General features: G+C 42.4%; 16 protein-coding genes and 2 pseudogenes. 15 read left to right on the top strand and 3 right to left on the bottom strand.

What is annotated here, in order from left to right; translation table 11 throughout:
- Positions 1 to 482 precede the first annotated feature (482 nt).
- Entirely contained in the window at positions 483 to 1373 is an 891-nt protein-coding gene (locus ODU55_RS00090) for a helix-turn-helix domain-containing protein (RefSeq protein WP_398581452.1), read from the bottom strand.
- Between the two features lie 132 nt (positions 1374 to 1505).
- Here ODU55_RS00090 and ODU55_RS00085 point away from each other — a divergent pair, with 132 nt between their 5' ends.
- The 3 genes from ODU55_RS00085 to ODU55_RS00075 all read left to right on the top strand — a co-directional run bounded on the left by ODU55_RS00085 (position 1506) and on the right by ODU55_RS00075 (position 5011).
- Complete coding sequence (locus tag ODU55_RS00085; protein WP_398581451.1) at positions 1506 to 1718, top strand: hypothetical protein; 213 nt, start codon at positions 1506 to 1508, stop codon at positions 1716 to 1718.
- A gap of 69 nt (positions 1719 to 1787) precedes the next feature.
- Entirely contained in the window at positions 1788 to 2672 is an 885-nt protein-coding gene (locus ODU55_RS00080) for an ABC transporter ATP-binding protein (protein ID WP_398581450.1), read from the top strand.
- Positions 2669 to 5011 carry a hypothetical protein gene (locus ODU55_RS00075; protein ID WP_398581449.1) on the top strand — a complete coding sequence of 781 codons (2343 nt, stop codon included), beginning with the start codon at positions 2669 to 2671 and terminating at the stop codon, positions 5009 to 5011. The genes ODU55_RS00080 and ODU55_RS00075 overlap by 4 nt, the downstream gene beginning before the upstream one ends.
- Positions 5012 to 5159: 148 nt before the next feature.
- Here ODU55_RS00075 and def read toward each other — a convergent pair whose 3' ends face one another.
- Positions 5160 to 5774, bottom strand: coding sequence for a peptide deformylase (gene def, locus ODU55_RS00070; protein ID WP_398581448.1), 615 nt, complete (start codon positions 5772 to 5774; stop codon positions 5160 to 5162).
- 129 nt (positions 5775 to 5903) lie between these two features.
- On the opposite strand from def, the gene ODU55_RS00065 reads away from it, so the two are divergent.
- From ODU55_RS00065 to ODU55_RS00030, 8 genes and pseudogenes are all read left to right on the top strand, one after another.
- Complete coding sequence (locus ODU55_RS00065; RefSeq protein ID WP_398581447.1) at positions 5904 to 7073, top strand: MFS transporter; 1170 nt, start codon at positions 5904 to 5906, stop codon at positions 7071 to 7073.
- Positions 7074 to 7109: 36 nt separating this feature from the next.
- Positions 7110 to 7730, top strand: a complete 621-nt coding sequence (locus ODU55_RS00060; RefSeq protein WP_398581446.1) for a GNAT family N-acetyltransferase — start codon at positions 7110 to 7112, stop codon at positions 7728 to 7730.
- Positions 7712 to 7822, top strand: a pseudogene (locus ODU55_RS00055) (topoisomerase); the annotation flags it as partial. The gene ODU55_RS00060 and the pseudogene ODU55_RS00055, both read left to right, overlap by 19 nt.
- A gap of 125 nt (positions 7823 to 7947) precedes the next feature.
- A complete protein-coding gene (locus ODU55_RS00050; RefSeq protein ID WP_002935077.1) occupies positions 7948 to 8112 on the top strand; it encodes a peptide-binding protein in 165 nt (54 codons plus the stop codon).
- A gap of 20 nt (positions 8113 to 8132) precedes the next feature.
- Complete coding sequence (locus ODU55_RS00045) at positions 8133 to 8189, top strand: 23S rRNA methyltransferase attenuation leader peptide (protein ID WP_398581631.1); 57 nt, start codon at positions 8133 to 8135, stop codon at positions 8187 to 8189.
- Positions 8190 to 8338: 149 nt separating this feature from the next.
- On the top strand, positions 8339 to 9076 hold the full coding sequence (gene erm(B), locus ODU55_RS00040; RefSeq protein ID WP_277839894.1) for a 23S rRNA (adenine(2058)-N(6))-methyltransferase Erm(B): 738 nt from the start codon (positions 8339 to 8341) through the stop codon (positions 9074 to 9076).
- A gap of 145 nt (positions 9077 to 9221) precedes the next feature.
- Positions 9222 to 9326, top strand: a pseudogene (locus ODU55_RS00035) (topoisomerase DNA-binding C4 zinc finger domain-containing protein); the annotation flags it as partial.
- A gap of 84 nt (positions 9327 to 9410) precedes the next feature.
- On the top strand, positions 9411 to 10139 hold the full coding sequence (locus ODU55_RS00030; RefSeq protein ID WP_398581445.1) for a pseudouridine synthase: 729 nt from the start codon (positions 9411 to 9413) through the stop codon (positions 10137 to 10139).
- Positions 10140 to 10180: 41 nt separating this feature from the next.
- On the opposite strand, the gene ODU55_RS00025 is transcribed toward ODU55_RS00030, so the two are convergent.
- Positions 10181 to 10762 carry a xanthine phosphoribosyltransferase gene (locus tag ODU55_RS00025; RefSeq protein ID WP_398581444.1) on the bottom strand — a complete coding sequence of 194 codons (582 nt, stop codon included), beginning with the start codon at positions 10760 to 10762 and terminating at the stop codon, positions 10181 to 10183.
- Positions 10763 to 10978: 216 nt separating this feature from the next.
- Here ODU55_RS00025 and ODU55_RS00020 point away from each other — a divergent pair, with 216 nt between their 5' ends.
- The 4 genes from ODU55_RS00020 (at position 10979) to ODU55_RS00005 (ending at position 14037) form a co-directional block, all read left to right on the top strand.
- A complete protein-coding gene (locus ODU55_RS00020; protein WP_398581443.1) occupies positions 10979 to 12289 on the top strand; it encodes a nucleobase:cation symporter-2 family protein in 1311 nt (436 codons plus the stop codon).
- Between the two features lie 421 nt (positions 12290 to 12710).
- Positions 12711 to 13220: a hypothetical protein gene (locus ODU55_RS00015; RefSeq protein ID WP_398581442.1), complete on the top strand. Its 510-nt coding sequence runs from the start codon at positions 12711 to 12713 to the stop codon at positions 13218 to 13220.
- Between the two features lie 144 nt (positions 13221 to 13364).
- Positions 13365 to 13583: a helix-turn-helix transcriptional regulator gene (locus ODU55_RS00010; RefSeq protein ID WP_105113856.1), complete on the top strand. Its 219-nt coding sequence runs from the start codon at positions 13365 to 13367 to the stop codon at positions 13581 to 13583.
- A complete protein-coding gene (locus ODU55_RS00005) occupies positions 13564 to 14037 on the top strand; it encodes a DUF6773 family protein (protein WP_398581441.1) in 474 nt (157 codons plus the stop codon). The genes ODU55_RS00010 and ODU55_RS00005 overlap by 20 nt, the downstream gene beginning before the upstream one ends.
- Positions 14038 to 14322: the final 285 nt, after the last annotated feature.

Here is a 14322-nt window from a genome sequence, read left to right as displayed (position 1 = left end):
CTATTCGTACCTGAGCCTGAAAACAAAAAAGCGAAGTACCTCAGCAAGTCAATGCCTAGAAACAAGAAAGCATTGAGTTATGCCTGCGGCTTTTGAAGCGAACTTGATTCGCACTATCTCCAGCCTTCAAAGGTTCCCCAAACCTTTGAAGCGAGTACTAAAAGCAAACTGAAAGACTATAAACTATAAATAGGAACGATCCGAAAGGGTCGTTTTTCAGTCCCACAAAAAAACTGGGAGTGGGAAAGAACTCGACTGGTCTAAAAAAGAGTTCCCCTCACTTCCAAATAATATGCAGGTTCGGGCTAAAATAGTCCACTGGACTATTTTACTCCCACCCCGCACAGCTCAAAAGGTTCAGTGAACCTTTTGAGGTTGGAAATGAAGCGAACTCTGTTCGCATCAGTCGTAGAGGTCAGATTTGGAGTGTGAAACGCGAACAAATCTGCCAATCAACCACTGCGCTGAGATGTTGACACGAACTATGAGAAGCGAGTCTGGACTTTTTGCCCAGCCTCAGTTTGGTGTTGTTTGATAAGTGATTTGAGGTTGTCGATTAGTCTTTTCTCGTCTGTCAGTTCCAAGATTTGTAGTCCTTTGTCAATCAGTTCCTGCTTGTTTTGGGCTATGCCTAGGTAGACATAGGCACGGGCTAGCTGGTCATAGCGTTTTTCTTGTTTGGCTAGTTCCATGAGTTTGGTGGCAAAGAAAGTAGACTTGCTGTACTGTCTTTGTTCAAGAAGGAAATAAGCAAATGATTGATAGTATGACAGTATGGTGGGCTGGATCCGCTTGTAATCCTTGTATTTTTCTAATCTTTCCAAGATGAGTTTGGCAGTACCTTCAATAACATCAAGTGAGAGTATGTGTGACAAGAGAGTACCTACTAAGAGAATATCGTTATGGTACCAGTTGTCATATCTTTCTAGATCTGACCACAGAAGTTTTGAAAGGGTTTCAGCTTCTTCGGAAAGCTGATTGAAAGAAGTGCTTTTTCGAATGGCTACTACGGTTTCTAAAAGTTGACATTTTCGACGGATAGGACCATCGTCTGGTTCTTTTTTCAAGTGGTCATGGCAGCGGTTTATCAAATCCTCCATGGTCTTAGTGGTCGGATTTCTGAGATTATCTATATCATAGAGCAATTGTTGGCGTTGGCTGGGTTGATAGTAGTTACAGAGGTATTCAAATTCCTCGAAGGTCATGTCCACTTGCTTGAGCAAAAAACGCATGAGTTCGTAGCTGGGAATGTTCTGATTTTTCTCGAAACGTGACAAGGTTGCCCGATTGAGATAATCCCCACATACCTGTTCCTGACTCAAATGCTTGCTTTTCCGAATGCTCTTATAAACACTTCCGTAATCCCACCGCATAATCTACTCCTTTCAAAAAAACTGTGAAAATATGTAACAAAATAAAGAATATTTGTAAAAATAGTATATCATAATAATGTGGAAACATTATGTTTTGTATATAGAAAATAGGCTGATAAAAGGAGTAACCTAATGAAACAGATTGATAAAAGTACTTTATTTTTAAGTAGTGTCATTGTTCTTTCGTGTAGTGTCCTATTGTTTCATATGGACCCGATTCAGATTGTAGATAGAGAGATTTGGCTCTGGCTAAATTCATTTATTCATGTGCTATTTTTAAAACCTGCTGCTAGTCTAGGTTTTCTTGTGGGACTTTATTTGCTGTATAAGGCTCTCAAGAAGTAGTCTAGCCAATAGTAAGCTGATGAAAGTCTGCTGCACCGCTCTGCCATTTCCCTAAAGAAAGGAGTTTCTATGCTAAAAGTAGTCGATGTCTGCAAGCGATACGGTACCCACCAGGTCTTGTCCTATGTGTCCTTTGAGCTGCAAGCGGGGGACTTGGTGGCCTTAGTTGGTCCCAATGGGGTGGGGAAATCCACCCTCCTGAATATCATCAGCAACACAGAAACCGCTGACCGTGGGTCGGTAACCATCAATGGTCGTCCCAATAGTGACCGAGCGATTTTTCAGGATATGTCTGTCATGTTGGATGCCCAAGCCCTTTATCCACAGTTGACGGGTTATGACCATCTGACCTATGTGGCTGCCACCCACAAGCTGAGGAAAAAGGAAGTGGATGGGCTGGTGGAAGAATTGGGGATGGGCTACTATGTCAAAAAGCGGGTGGCTGGCTATTCCATGGGCATGAAGCAGAAGTTGCTCTTTGCCATGGCTGTCCTTCCCAAGCCCAAGCTCTTGTTGCTGGATGAACCCCATATCGGCTTGGATCCGACCAATATTATTCAACAGCGGGAATTTCTTCTAAACCTACAAGCAGAAGGTGTTGCCATTTTGCTTTCTTCCCATCATTTGTCGGAGATTGAGAAGCTGACTAATCAGGTTTATTTCCTCAAGGCTAGCAAGTTGATTGCCACAGAAGTGGAGTTGACGGCTGATTATGATTACCATCTTGCTGTGGAAAACTCCAAGCAGGTTCAGGAATTTTTACGGGATTATCCTCAACTTTTGTGGAAAAAGGTAGAGCAGGGTCTGGTGGAAATCTTCTTGCCTGAGAGAGATTTACTAGACTGTCTGGATCGTATTCCAATCCAGCAGGTGGCTGGCCTTACAAAAGCCAGCGACTATATGGAATCCCTCTATCGTGATCTCTACGTGGAGGAAGGTGGTGAGGGGACATGAGGCTGAACTTTGAAATCAAGAAAATCCTCTGGTCGCCTCTTTACTGCCTGCTTTTGCTGGGTTTTCTAGGTCTGGCCTACCTTCCCATCTCGCAAAGGCAAGCCCATCAAGCGACCTATGTGGAAACCTATAAAGAAGAACTGAGTGAATTGGCTAGTGTCTTGGCAGATATAAAAATTGAGGAGGGCTCAGAAGAAGCACCGCAAATGCTGGGCTTGAAATCCGATATAGAAAGTGTCGGTCAGGCCTTAGATGAGGGGAAGTTTGAAGCTATCCCCAACTATCGCAAACTCATGTATCAAGACCTGGACTATTTTATCAGTCGCAATCGACAGCTTTTTCAAACTCGGAATTCCTTGACACAAACGGAAGTCGAACGTTTGGCCAGATGGAATGACTGGTTGATTGAGTATCAAGTGCCTGATGGTCCTGAAAACAAGGCTTGGTCAACAGGGCGTATTGTTCAAGCCTACTTAGAAAGCTTGTTTGGTTTTCTTCCTGTATTTTTGGTGCTTGGTTTTCTGCTTGCCAATCAGCTGGTGGAAAAGACACTGGCTCATCAAGTTTGGCAGTTGCGGCAATGGGATAGTCTGAGTTTGCAGGGGATCAGGCGTTTGGCTGCCTCCATGCTATCGCTTTTGCTGGCTATGGGGATAGGTTTACTTTTTATCCTGGTCTATGATGGGCTGACAGGTCAGTTGGCTGTATCTAGTTTTCAAGCCCCTGTTGAGATTTTGGGTCAGAGTCAGTTGATTGGCTCTTGGCTTTACGGGCTTATTTTGCTTGGTTTTTGGTTGGTATTGCTTCTTGCTGTTCGCCTGCTATTTGGATTTTTGGACCACTTGTTAGCCAGTCGGCTGATTTTTGTGGTGACGGGGTTACTATTGGCTCTGGGGCTTTCCTATCAGGCTGGTGCAGTAGCTGGTTGGTCAGGTCAAGTTCTGCCTTTGTTAGCCTTTCCGAGTTTTTTAGACACAGCTGGATTTTCACAGGTCTTTTTACAGGTGGATGTTTTCCTCCTGCTGACCATTGGGCTTTTCTTTGCTTATTATGTGCTGACAGAAAAGAAAAGGCTAGTCCTGCTAGTTGGTCATCAGAAGGAGTTAGACACAGGTTCTTTAGACAAGATTTGGTCTTTTGATGTTCTCATCCTTAGTCGGCTCAATTCTTGGAAAGGGCTCGTCTTAGGCAACTTGCTCCTAGCTCTGCTATTTTCCCTAGTGACAGGCCTACAAAAGCAAGAGGTTGCCCAGGAGGAGAGGGTTTCTATGGAGTTGGTTGCCCAGTCCTATGAGCAGGATGGGGCCTATGTGGAGGTTTTGCAGTCGGAAATCAACCGTCTGAGGCAGTTGGTCAAGGAGGACGCGAGCTATCAGGAAGAGTTGGAGCGAAGAGTTGAGCTTTTACAGGAATATCATATCTATAAGGACCTATATGTCAAGCAGTGGCAGGTTTATCAGGACAATCCTAATGCTTTGCCAGCCAGTCACCTTGCTATGCTGGAGGCAGAGCAGGTCTATCTATGGGCTAGGGAGGAGAAGGCATTTGCCAATGGTGATATTGGGGCCACCCAGACGGTGGACAATCTTCGCCGTTACCAGACCCGCAATCAGGTCAGTCAGTATTACTGGCAGCAGCTGATGGAGGCTGGGGTGCCAGCAACTAAGCGGGGCAAGGATGTCATTTTAACCAGCTTGGAAGATCGTTTTGACACAAATGATGCCTTGGTTCCAGTAGACGATCCCTCATGGGACCGCTCCAGAGATCTGTCAGGTATCGGCAGCCTGCGCTCTCTCTTTGATGGTCCGGTCTATTTGTTGGTTCTCTTGCTGGCGGTTTGGCTTGGCAGTCGGGGTAAGGCGGTAGAGGTTGCAGGGAAAAACTGGCGTCTCTATCAGACCCAGCCTGTGGATTTGCGCAAGGTTCTAGTCACCAAGTGGTTGCTGGGACTGGTCCAGGCTCTTTGTTTTACAATGCTCTTTTTAGCTAGTCTTTTCCTAGTCAATAGTCTGGTCGGGGGAATCGGTTATCTGGAAGATGGCCTTATCTTGCTTTCGCATTCGGAGAGGGGGATTTTTCTAGAACTCTTGAGGGGACAAGAACTCTGGGCTTACTTCCTGCCCAATGCTTCTTATCTCTTGTGGATGGTGCTTGGCTTGCTTGTCTTGGAAATTGTGCTAGTCAGTCTCAATCATCTCTTGCAAGTTCGGTTTTCAAACCGCTTGGTCGTCTTCATCCTGCTAGCTGGTTTGCTGGCTCTGCTGGACTACCTCCTCTTTCAAGATCTGATTTTGGATGGGCAGGAAATTTTTAGGCAGTTAGCTCTGCTATGTATATGAAAAAGAAAAACTGGCTGAAAATATAGTCATTTGAATTAACTTTGATACATCGTCACTTTCGGATTGCCGTACTCTAGTACAGCCTGCACCTCAGTTCCTTGTCTGAAAGCTAATTCATTCGACTATATATTCAGTCAGTTTCTTATGTTTATTCAATCACCAACATGCCTTCTTTAACGGCAAATGGGTGTTCTGGGTCAATGCGGTCGTAGAACATGACACCGTTGAGGTGGTCGATTTCGTGTTGGACCACAATGGCATTATAGCCTTTGAGTTTGATGCGGTGCTTTTCTCCGTTTTTATCCATGTAATCAACAGTCACACGCGCGTGGCGGACTACGTAGCCTTGAACTTCGCGGTCAACAGATAGGCAGCCTTCGCCTCCTTCAAGGGCGGCTTCTTGGACAGAATGAGCCACGATTTTAGGATTGTACAATACTTCTTTTAGAGAGTAGGCTTGGGCAGGTGGATTGCCTTCCTCATCTTCTGGATTTGGGACTAAGACAGCAATGATGCGTTTGGAAACGTCAATCTGAGGTGCTGCTAGACCAACTCCGCCACGGAGTTTCATCTTCTCCGCCATGACTGGATCCTGCGAATGTTTGAGGAATTGCATCATTTTTTCGCCTAAAATAATTTCCTGATCAGATAGGGGAAATACAACTTCTTCAGCGACTTGGCGTAGGGTTGGGTGCCCTTCACGGATGATGTCATCCATGTCAATCAAATGGGCAGCTTTTGTCAATCGTTCAATAACAGACATGATTCTCTCCTTTGGGTATCGATAGATTAAGTATAGCATGAAATCTAGGAGAATAAAAGTCTCAGTCACCTATCTATTTTGTCTCAAATCTGCTATACTAGTAAAAGACGAACGTTGAAAGGGAGAAAAATGAAAAGAATTTTAGAAAAAGCCAGTTTGCTGGCCCTATCCACCATGCTGGTTTCGACATTTGCTGTCTCGCCAGCTATTCCGCAGATGATTGAGCATTTTGCCCAGCAGGGAATTGCAGCGGGCCAGGTGGAAAATTTGATTACGGTGACCTCTTTTGCTATTATGGTTACTCTATTGGCAAACGGTCTAGTTGTCCGTTTCTTGTCTGAACGAAACATTATCATTGCAGGGCTTTTGCTTATGGCCATCGGCGGAGCTTTGCCCATGTTTCTAACGGCTTATCCTCTGATTTTATTGGCTCGTATCTTGCTTGGTTTGGGGATTGGCTTGATCAATGCGCGTGCTATTAATATCATCGGTAATTTTTTCACCGGTCAAGAACGGGTGCAGATGATGGGCTTGCGTGGTTCAGCAGAGGTTTTGGGAAGTGCAGGGCTTACCCTCCTTGTCGGTTGGTTGACCCAGTTTGGTTGGCAACCTGCCTTCTTGGTCTACCTTTTTGCCTTGGTCATCTTGGCCCTCTTCCTTCTCTTTGTTCCCAAGGAGGAATTGCTGGCTCGCATGGAGGTGAAGGTTGAGGAGAACGCGCCCAAGGTCAAACTGGACAAGACCATGTGGATGATGGGAATTTATCTGGCATTCTTAGCCTTCTTTGTTATCAATGTCAATACCTTTCTGACCATTCGTATTCCTCAGATTGTTTTGGCAAAGGGCATCGGTACTGCTCAGCAAGCCAGTCTGATTCTCAGTCTTATGCAGGTCATGGGGATTGTGGCAGGGACGGTCTTTAGTAGCCTGGTTGGTCGTTTGAAGGGCTGGCTTTTAGCTGTTGCCTACGTGGTCTTTGGACTCGCGGTTGTCGGCATTGCCTTTGCGGATAATCTCTGGGTGCTTGGACTCGGTGGCATGGTGTCAGGATTTTTCTACAGCATCATTCTAACCATTGTCTTTAGTCAGGTAACAGACCGAGCGCCTAAGGCCTTGCTCAATGCGGTCATGACAATCGTCCTTATGGGCTGCAATATCGGCGGTGCCACATCTGCCATCTTGCCGACCTATCTGGAAAAACTCAACCCAACCCCAACAGGAGCCTTTGGTATTTACGCCATCGGCTGTGCCTTGATAAGCGCTGGCTTGATTTACCAACAAGTACGATTGAAGAAGTAGGAGCGGATTTCCGCTCCTTTTTGGTATAATATTCCTATGTTAGAAAACAACCGCTTAAATGAATTAATTCTTCGTTTTCCCGAGGATGTTCAGTTGATTTTTAAGGACATGATTCCCTCCTATCAGCAGGGCTATGTGGATTATGTCTATCAGACAGATCATTACGCCACCCAAAACCGTCGGATTAAAAATTTGGCAAAAAATTTCCGAAGAATGGATTATTTTTACATCATGCCCCTGCCCCAGGATCTGGCATTGGAAATTGCTAACCAATGGCGCTATCAACCACCTTTGGATGCCTATACATTTAGTGCAAACTCCGAGACTTATGCTGAGATGATTTCACCAGAGGCGCGTGGGGACCGCTTTTTTGCAGTCATCCGCAATGCCGCCCTCATGGGCTATTTCTGTATTGACCAAGATGGCGAGACCGTTGACATTCGTTTGGGCATGAAACCGTCTTTGACAGGTCAGGGGAATGGCAGAGCTTTCTACCAGACTATTGAAGATTACATAGTGGAACATGTTCAACCAGCTAGTATCAAACTGACAGTTGCTAGCTCTCATCAAGTTGACCAAAAACTCTTTCATGCTCTTGGATTTACAGAAATAGAAAAGCAAGCAGAATATATCAAAATGGAAAAGAAACCCTGGTAAAAGGAATCAAAACGAAAGATAGAAAGTCCTACAATGCCGTTGTAAAAATCGGAGAAAAGGGATATATTGATTTTATATCTTTCTCAAAATAAACATAAAAGCCCTTTAAAGAGGGCTTTTATATATTAATCACAAATCACTTATCACAAATCACAAGTGATTTGTGATTGTTGATGATAAAATAAGAATAAGAAGAAATAGAAAGAAGTGAGTGATTGTGGGAAATTTAGGCGCACAAAAAGAAAAACGAAATGATACACCAATCAGTGCAAAAAAAGATATAATGGGAGATAAGACGGTTCGTGTTCGTGCTGACTTGCACCATATCATAAAATTTTGTATAATAGGAATTGAAGTTAAATTAGATGCTAAAAATTTGTAATTAAGAAGGAGGGATTCGTCATGTTGGTATTCAAAATGCGTAATGTAGATAAAACATCTACTGTTGAAACAGACTAAAAACAGTGATTACGCAGATAAATAAATACGTTAGATTAATTCCTACCAGTGACTAATCTTATGACTTTTTAAACAGATAACTAAAATTACAAACAAATCGTTTAACTTCTGTATTTGTTTATAGATGTAATCACTTCAGGAGTGATAACATGAACAAAAATATAAAACATTCTCAAAACTTTTTAACGAGTGAAAAAGTACTCAACCAAATAATAAAACAATTGAATTTAAAAGAAACCGATACCGTTTACGAAATTGGAACAGGTAAAGGGCATTTAACGACGAAACTGGCTAAAATAAGTAAACAGGTAACGTCTATTGAATTAGACAGTCATCTATTCAACTTATCGTCAGAAAAATTAAAACTGAACAATCGTGTCACTTTAATTCACCAAGATATTCTACAGTTTCAATTCCCTAACAAACAGAGGTATAAAATTGTTGGGAATATTCCTTACCATTTAAGTACACAAATTATTAAAAAAGTGGTTTTTGAAAGCCATGCGTCTGACATCTATCTGATTGTTGAAGAAGGATTCTACAAGCGTACCTTGGATATTCACCGAACACTAGGGTTGCTCTTGCACACTCAAGTCTCGATTCAGCAATTGCTTAAGCTGCCAGCGGAATGCTTTCATCCTAAACCAAAAGTAAACAGTGTCTTAATAAAACTTACCCGCCATACCACAGATGTTCCAGATAAATATTGGAAGCTATATACGTACTTTGTTTCAAAATGGGTCAATCGAGAATATCGTCAACTGTTTACTAAAAATCAGTTTCATCAAGCAATGAAACACGCCAAAGTAAACAATTTAAGTACCGTTACTTATGAGCAAGTATTGTCTATTTTTAATAGTTATCTATTATTTAACGGGAGGAAATAATTCTATGAGTCGCTTTTGTAAATTTGGAAAGTTACACGTTACTAAAGGGAATGTAGATAAATTATTAGGTATACTACTGACAGCTTCCAAGGAGCTAAAGAGGTCCCTAGCGCCTACGGGGAATTTGTATCGATAAGGGGTACAAATTCCCACTAAGCGCTCGGGACCCCTTGTAGGAAAATGTCCTAAGTGTGGCAACAATATTGTATTAAAAAAATCGTTTTATGGTTGTTCAAATTATCCTGAATGTAAGTTTACTTTAGCTGAACATTTTAGAAAGAAAAAACTCACCAAAACAAATGTAAAAGAATTACTAGAGGGAAAAGAAACTCGTATGCGATTAGATAAATTTTTAGTGGATTGTGGTGTTGGAAGTCGGACAGAAGTCAAGAAAGTCCTGAAAAACAAGCAAGTCACAGTCAATGGCCAAGTAGAGACATCCCCCAAGCAACAGATTGACGAAAAGACGGACCAGATTGCAGTAGCAGGTCAGGTCTTGAGCCATGAAACATTTGTTTATTATGTATTGAACAAACCCAAAGGAGTTATTTCAGCAACCGAGGATGACCGCCATCGGACTGTCTTGGACCTGCTAGATGATACGGCTCGCCAGAAGGAAGTTTTTCCTGTTGGACGCTTGGACATCGATACCCATGGCTTGCTCCTCTTGACCAACAACGGTCAGCTGGCTCATACCATGCTTTCTCCGAAGAAACATGTTGATAAACTCTACCGTGCACAGGTGGACGGGATCATGACCCAAGAGGATGTCGAACGATTTGCGGCAGGAATGGAGCTGAAAGACTTTACCTGTCAGCCAGCCCAGTTGACCATCCTCTTTACAGATGAAGCTAAGCAGACCTCGCTCGTTGACATCACTATCCGAGAAGGGAAATTTCACCAGGTCAAACGCATGGTGCAGGCCTGTGGAAAGACGGTGACAGACTTGCAACGACTATCAATGGGGCCCTTGGTATTGGACGACAGCTTAGCCTTGGGGGAATACCGCAGGTTGACTGCTGCCGAATTGAAGCAATTAGAAGTCTTTGGTGTGGAATTATAGATAAATAGAAGAGACTTGCTCCCGATTGGAAGCAAGTCCTTTTAAATATCCGCAGCTGCAAAAACAACCTGTCCATCTTGGAATTTTTCAATACGAGCGAGTGAAGTAACAGGGACACCTGCATCCAGTAAGAGCTGGCGACCGTCTTGGAAGGACTTTTCGATGATGATACCAACCCCAGCCACTTGCGCCCCAGCCTGTTGGATAATGTCAATCAAGCCTTTTGCTGCTTGTCCATTGGCCAAAAAGTCATCAACGATTAGAACACGGTCCTTAGGCGACAAAAACTTACTAGCAATAGAGACGGTACTGGTGACTTGCTTGGTAAACGAATAGACTTCGGCAGTCAAAATACCTTCGGTCATAGTAATATTTTTATGCTTTTTAGCAAAAATCATTGGCACATCTAAGCTCTCTGCAACATAGACGGCTGGTGCAATACCCGAGGCTTCGATCGTGATAACCTTGGTAATTTCTTTAGAGCGATAGGCATCTGCCAAGACCTGCCCCATTTCTTTCATCAAGCGAAAATCAACCTGATGGGTCAAGAATGAGTCAACTTTTAAGATATTTTCACCTAATACCTGACCATCTTTTAAAATGCGTGCTTCCAAAGCTTTCATGTTTATCTTCTCCTCCAAATGCTACTTTTGTGTATTATAGCATTTTTTTGTCAAAATCAAAACAATAAACGAATTTTTGGGTTGGAATATTGTAAATATTGACGAAATCCCTCTATAAACACGAACATTATTTGTTTATAGGAGTAAAATGTATTGAAAATGATTATGTTTTCTGATAGACTAATACCATTATTTAGGAATAATGAAGGAGAAATCATGTCTCAGAAAATAACAAATGAACATTCCTCAGGGATGCTTTACGGAATTGATGAACAACCACCAAAAGGGATGGCAGTTTTGCTTGCTTTTCAGCATATTTTAGCAGCTTTTGCAGGAATCATCGCAGTGCCTCTCGTCGTTGCAAGTGCTTTGGGATTATCGGTAGAAGATACTTCTATTATGGTATCAGCCTCTATCTTTGTTGCTGGTATTGCCACCATTTTGCAATCTAAAGGTGTTGGGTCAGTAGGTTCACGTGTCTCTGGTATGATGGGAACGGACTTTACCTTTGCCAATCCAGCTATCAGCGTTGGTAGTCAGTTGGGAATTGCTGGTATTGTAGGAGCAACGATTGCTGGTTCATTTGTAGAGATCGCTCTCAGCCGTTTTGTCAAACCCTTGATGCGCTTCTTTCCACCATTGATTACGGGAACCGTTGTTTCCCTCATCGGTATTACCCTCATGCCAGTGAGTATGGACTGGGCAGCTGGTGGAGCTGGCGCTTCAGACTATGCCTCTGTTGAAAATATCAGTATTGCCTTTATCGTCTTGGTCTTTACTCTGGCATTGAATCATTATGGTAAAGGAATGTTGAAAACAGCGTCAGTCTTCTTCGGTATGGTCTTTGGATATGTCCTCTGTATTCTGCTTGGAAAAGTAGATATGTCTGCTGTTGGAGAGGCAGCCTGGTTTGCTCTTCCTAAAATTTTCCATTATGGTGTGAAATTTGACCTATCTTCTATTCTAGCCTTCATTCCGGCCTATGTTGTATCCTTGATTGGTACGGTGGGGATTATGATGGCTATTGGAGAAGCTTCAAATCAAAAGATTTCTTCTGAGCGGGCAGCAAATGGTGTTTTAGCAGATGGCGTTGGTTCCTTAATTGCCGGTATTTTTGGGGCTGGTCCAAATACAGCCTTCTCACAAAACGTTGGCCTCATTACTTTGACAAAAGTTGCTAGTCGTCATGTCATGATTCTAGCAGGTATTATCTTGACCCTACTTGGTGTCTTTCCAAAATTATCAGCCTTGATTTCCATCATGCCCCAGCCGGTTCTTGGTGGTGTTGGGATTATCATGTTCGGTTTGGTTGCTGCTCAAGGGATTAAGACGCTTGCAACGGTTAAAATTGGGGACCGTGAGCTCTTGATTATTTCCATTGCCTTTGCGCTTGGGATTGGAGTGACCGTTCGTCCAGAATTGTTAAGCCATCTTCCATCAGCACTTCAAATGGTCTTCTCATCAGGTATTTCAACAGGGACCTTGGCGGCCTTGGTATTAAATCTGGTGTTAAAAGAGGAAAAATAAGAGTTATTTTATTAGCTTACTTAGATGAAAAGAGAAGAAGGTCCATTTGTGGTCTTCTTCTTTTTGGGGTAAGTAAAAAATGCTAAGGATATACAGTTGTCGTATCTGAAATTCTAGCCCCTGCTTGACCGTATTTGGTATAACATATTACAATATATATAAGAACCTGTGTTCACAGTTCATCGCTTTCATTGGAGTGTTTGAAGGTGGAGATAAGGAAAGGAAATTTCTGACCAATTAGGTGGTAGGCGAAAACAGCCATAGGAGCTTTTTACTCGTCGAAGCAATAAAGTGAAACTAAATGGTGATAGAGTCAAGTATTCCTTCAAAAAAATGCCTTGATGAGCAAAAACGATTTCTTGCATAAGAACACTTTGTTTATGAATATAGGTTCTAAGATTTGTCCAAGAGAGGTTATTCTATGTTGAAATATATCCGTGCTCTTCCCCTTGTTATAGTAGCGGGAGCGGTTGTTTACTTTACTATTTTTATCTGTATTGATAATGGTGATTGGACCTACGTTGTGACTAGAGCGCTCGGGCTTAAGGAAGAACATGCCAATAATGTTTCTTTGATTGTAATTGGTGCCCAGTCACTTTTTCTGACTTCTGACTGGTTTTATAGTCGCATTCGTGCCTTTCTCAATCGGCGGTTGGAACGTGCCAAGGGACTTAATCGGCAGATTTATCTGGGCTATAAGGCGGGGATTGAATTCCTGATGGCTCTGCCCAAACGGACCATCTTGTTTAGTTTTTACCTGCTTTTGACGATTTTGGAAAACCTAGGAGTAATTGCCAGTGCCAAAGATTACGGAGTGGTGGTAATTTTTATCATAGCCGTGGATCGCGTGACCAAAATCTGGCCAGAAGAAAAGCGGAGAATGATGGAGTTTGGTCAGAAGATTAAGAAACGGATTAAGAGTGTGAAATAAGCGGAGAGGAGCATGGATATTTAAGGAGTCGGTTTTATCTTCTTTTTTGTTAAAAAAATCAAACAAAATGTAATGTATATATTGCAAAAAGAAAAATATAGTGTATAATAAAGTTATAAAAATGGACAGGAGGATGGCTATGGAATGAAAAATCTTCGGTTAAAGTTAGCGCGTGTGGAAAAAGATATGACCCAAGGGGACTTGGCAGAGGCTATTGGAGTGACCCGCCAGACCATCGGTCTGATTGAGGCAGGGAAATACAATCCTAGTCTAAGTCTTTGTCTATCGATTTGCCACTGTTTAGGGAAAAGTTTAGATCAATTATTTTGGGAGGAACCAACTGATGAAAAAAATTGTGACTGATGAACGTGTTCAACAAGAAGAAAACCAAGTCTTTGCCTGGGTGGGAAAGACCATGAATATTCTTTTGCCCCTCTCATTTCTCATCAAAAGTCTGGTCTTAAAATGGCCGTTTGATACCTATGTTTTTGAACTGATTGCCATGTTGGTTGTTTCAGTCTATCTCTTTTATGGCTATTGGAAGAAAGGGCTTGATATGGAAAGAGGAACTACTTGGCAGGCTTACCTTTACCTAGGAGGGGTGATTGCTGGGACAACGATTGTAATGGCTTGGACCAACTACCAGACCTATGGACAGCATTATTCTGGTGTCTGGGATTGGCATTTTTGGGTGGTGATTTTGATATTCCTCGTCTCTGTTACCTGTCTTTATTTGCTATTGTTGAACATACTATCTTGGGCGAATAAGTATCGTCAGAAGCAGGTGGAAAAAGAGCTGGCAGATGAACTCGAATAAGCAATGGAGTTCTTATCCCCGCTCTGCCATTGTCCTAAAAAATAAAATTTTATAAAATTCCTTGCAAAAAAACGAACCTTTGTGTTACAATCCCGTCTTTGACAGTTTTAAACGACAAAAACCTCCCTAACCCTATGCATATCAAGGGTTTAGAGAGGTTTTCTTTTTATATCAAAAATGCGTACTTTTTCTCGATTTTGACGCTTGTAAAATTTTTTTCATCTTTTTTTCGCTAATAATTTGATAATCACTTCTGAAACCAAATGTCTGATGCAATTCATCAGT

Origin of the sequence: Streptococcus sp. 2022WUSS037, from assembly GCF_044427225.1 — a bacterium.
In the GTDB taxonomy this organism is placed as follows: domain Bacteria; phylum Bacillota; class Bacilli; order Lactobacillales; family Streptococcaceae; genus Streptococcus.
Note: the sequence above shows the minus strand (reverse complement) of the source record. Positions and strands in the feature narration are given on the sequence as shown.

Excerpts from the sequence above, each read along its gene's own strand:
- ODU55_RS00090 (WP_398581452.1), bottom strand. The coding sequence starts at position 1,373 with ATGCGGTGGGATTACGGAAGTGTTTATAAGAGCATTCGGAAAAGCAAG.
- ODU55_RS00085 (WP_398581451.1), top strand. The coding sequence starts at position 1,506 with ATGAAACAGATTGATAAAAGTACTTTATTTTTAAGTAGTGTCATTGTT.
- ODU55_RS00080 (WP_398581450.1), top strand. The coding sequence starts at position 1,788 with ATGCTAAAAGTAGTCGATGTCTGCAAGCGATACGGTACCCACCAGGTC.
- ODU55_RS00075 (WP_398581449.1), top strand. The coding sequence starts at position 2,669 with ATGAGGCTGAACTTTGAAATCAAGAAAATCCTCTGGTCGCCTCTTTAC.
- def (WP_398581448.1), bottom strand. The coding sequence starts at position 5,774 with ATGTCTGTTATTGAACGATTGACAAAAGCTGCCCATTTGATTGACATG.
- ODU55_RS00065 (WP_398581447.1), top strand. The coding sequence starts at position 5,904 with ATGAAAAGAATTTTAGAAAAAGCCAGTTTGCTGGCCCTATCCACCATG.
- ODU55_RS00060 (WP_398581446.1), top strand. The coding sequence starts at position 7,110 with ATGTTAGAAAACAACCGCTTAAATGAATTAATTCTTCGTTTTCCCGAG.
- ODU55_RS00030 (WP_398581445.1), top strand. The coding sequence starts at position 9,411 with ATGCGATTAGATAAATTTTTAGTGGATTGTGGTGTTGGAAGTCGGACA.
- ODU55_RS00025 (WP_398581444.1), bottom strand. The coding sequence starts at position 10,762 with ATGAAAGCTTTGGAAGCACGCATTTTAAAAGATGGTCAGGTATTAGGT.
- ODU55_RS00020 (WP_398581443.1), top strand. The coding sequence starts at position 10,979 with ATGTCTCAGAAAATAACAAATGAACATTCCTCAGGGATGCTTTACGGA.
- ODU55_RS00015 (WP_398581442.1), top strand. The coding sequence starts at position 12,711 with ATGTTGAAATATATCCGTGCTCTTCCCCTTGTTATAGTAGCGGGAGCG.
- ODU55_RS00010 (WP_105113856.1), top strand. The coding sequence starts at position 13,365 with ATGAAAAATCTTCGGTTAAAGTTAGCGCGTGTGGAAAAAGATATGACC.
- ODU55_RS00005 (WP_398581441.1), top strand. The coding sequence starts at position 13,564 with ATGAAAAAAATTGTGACTGATGAACGTGTTCAACAAGAAGAAAACCAA.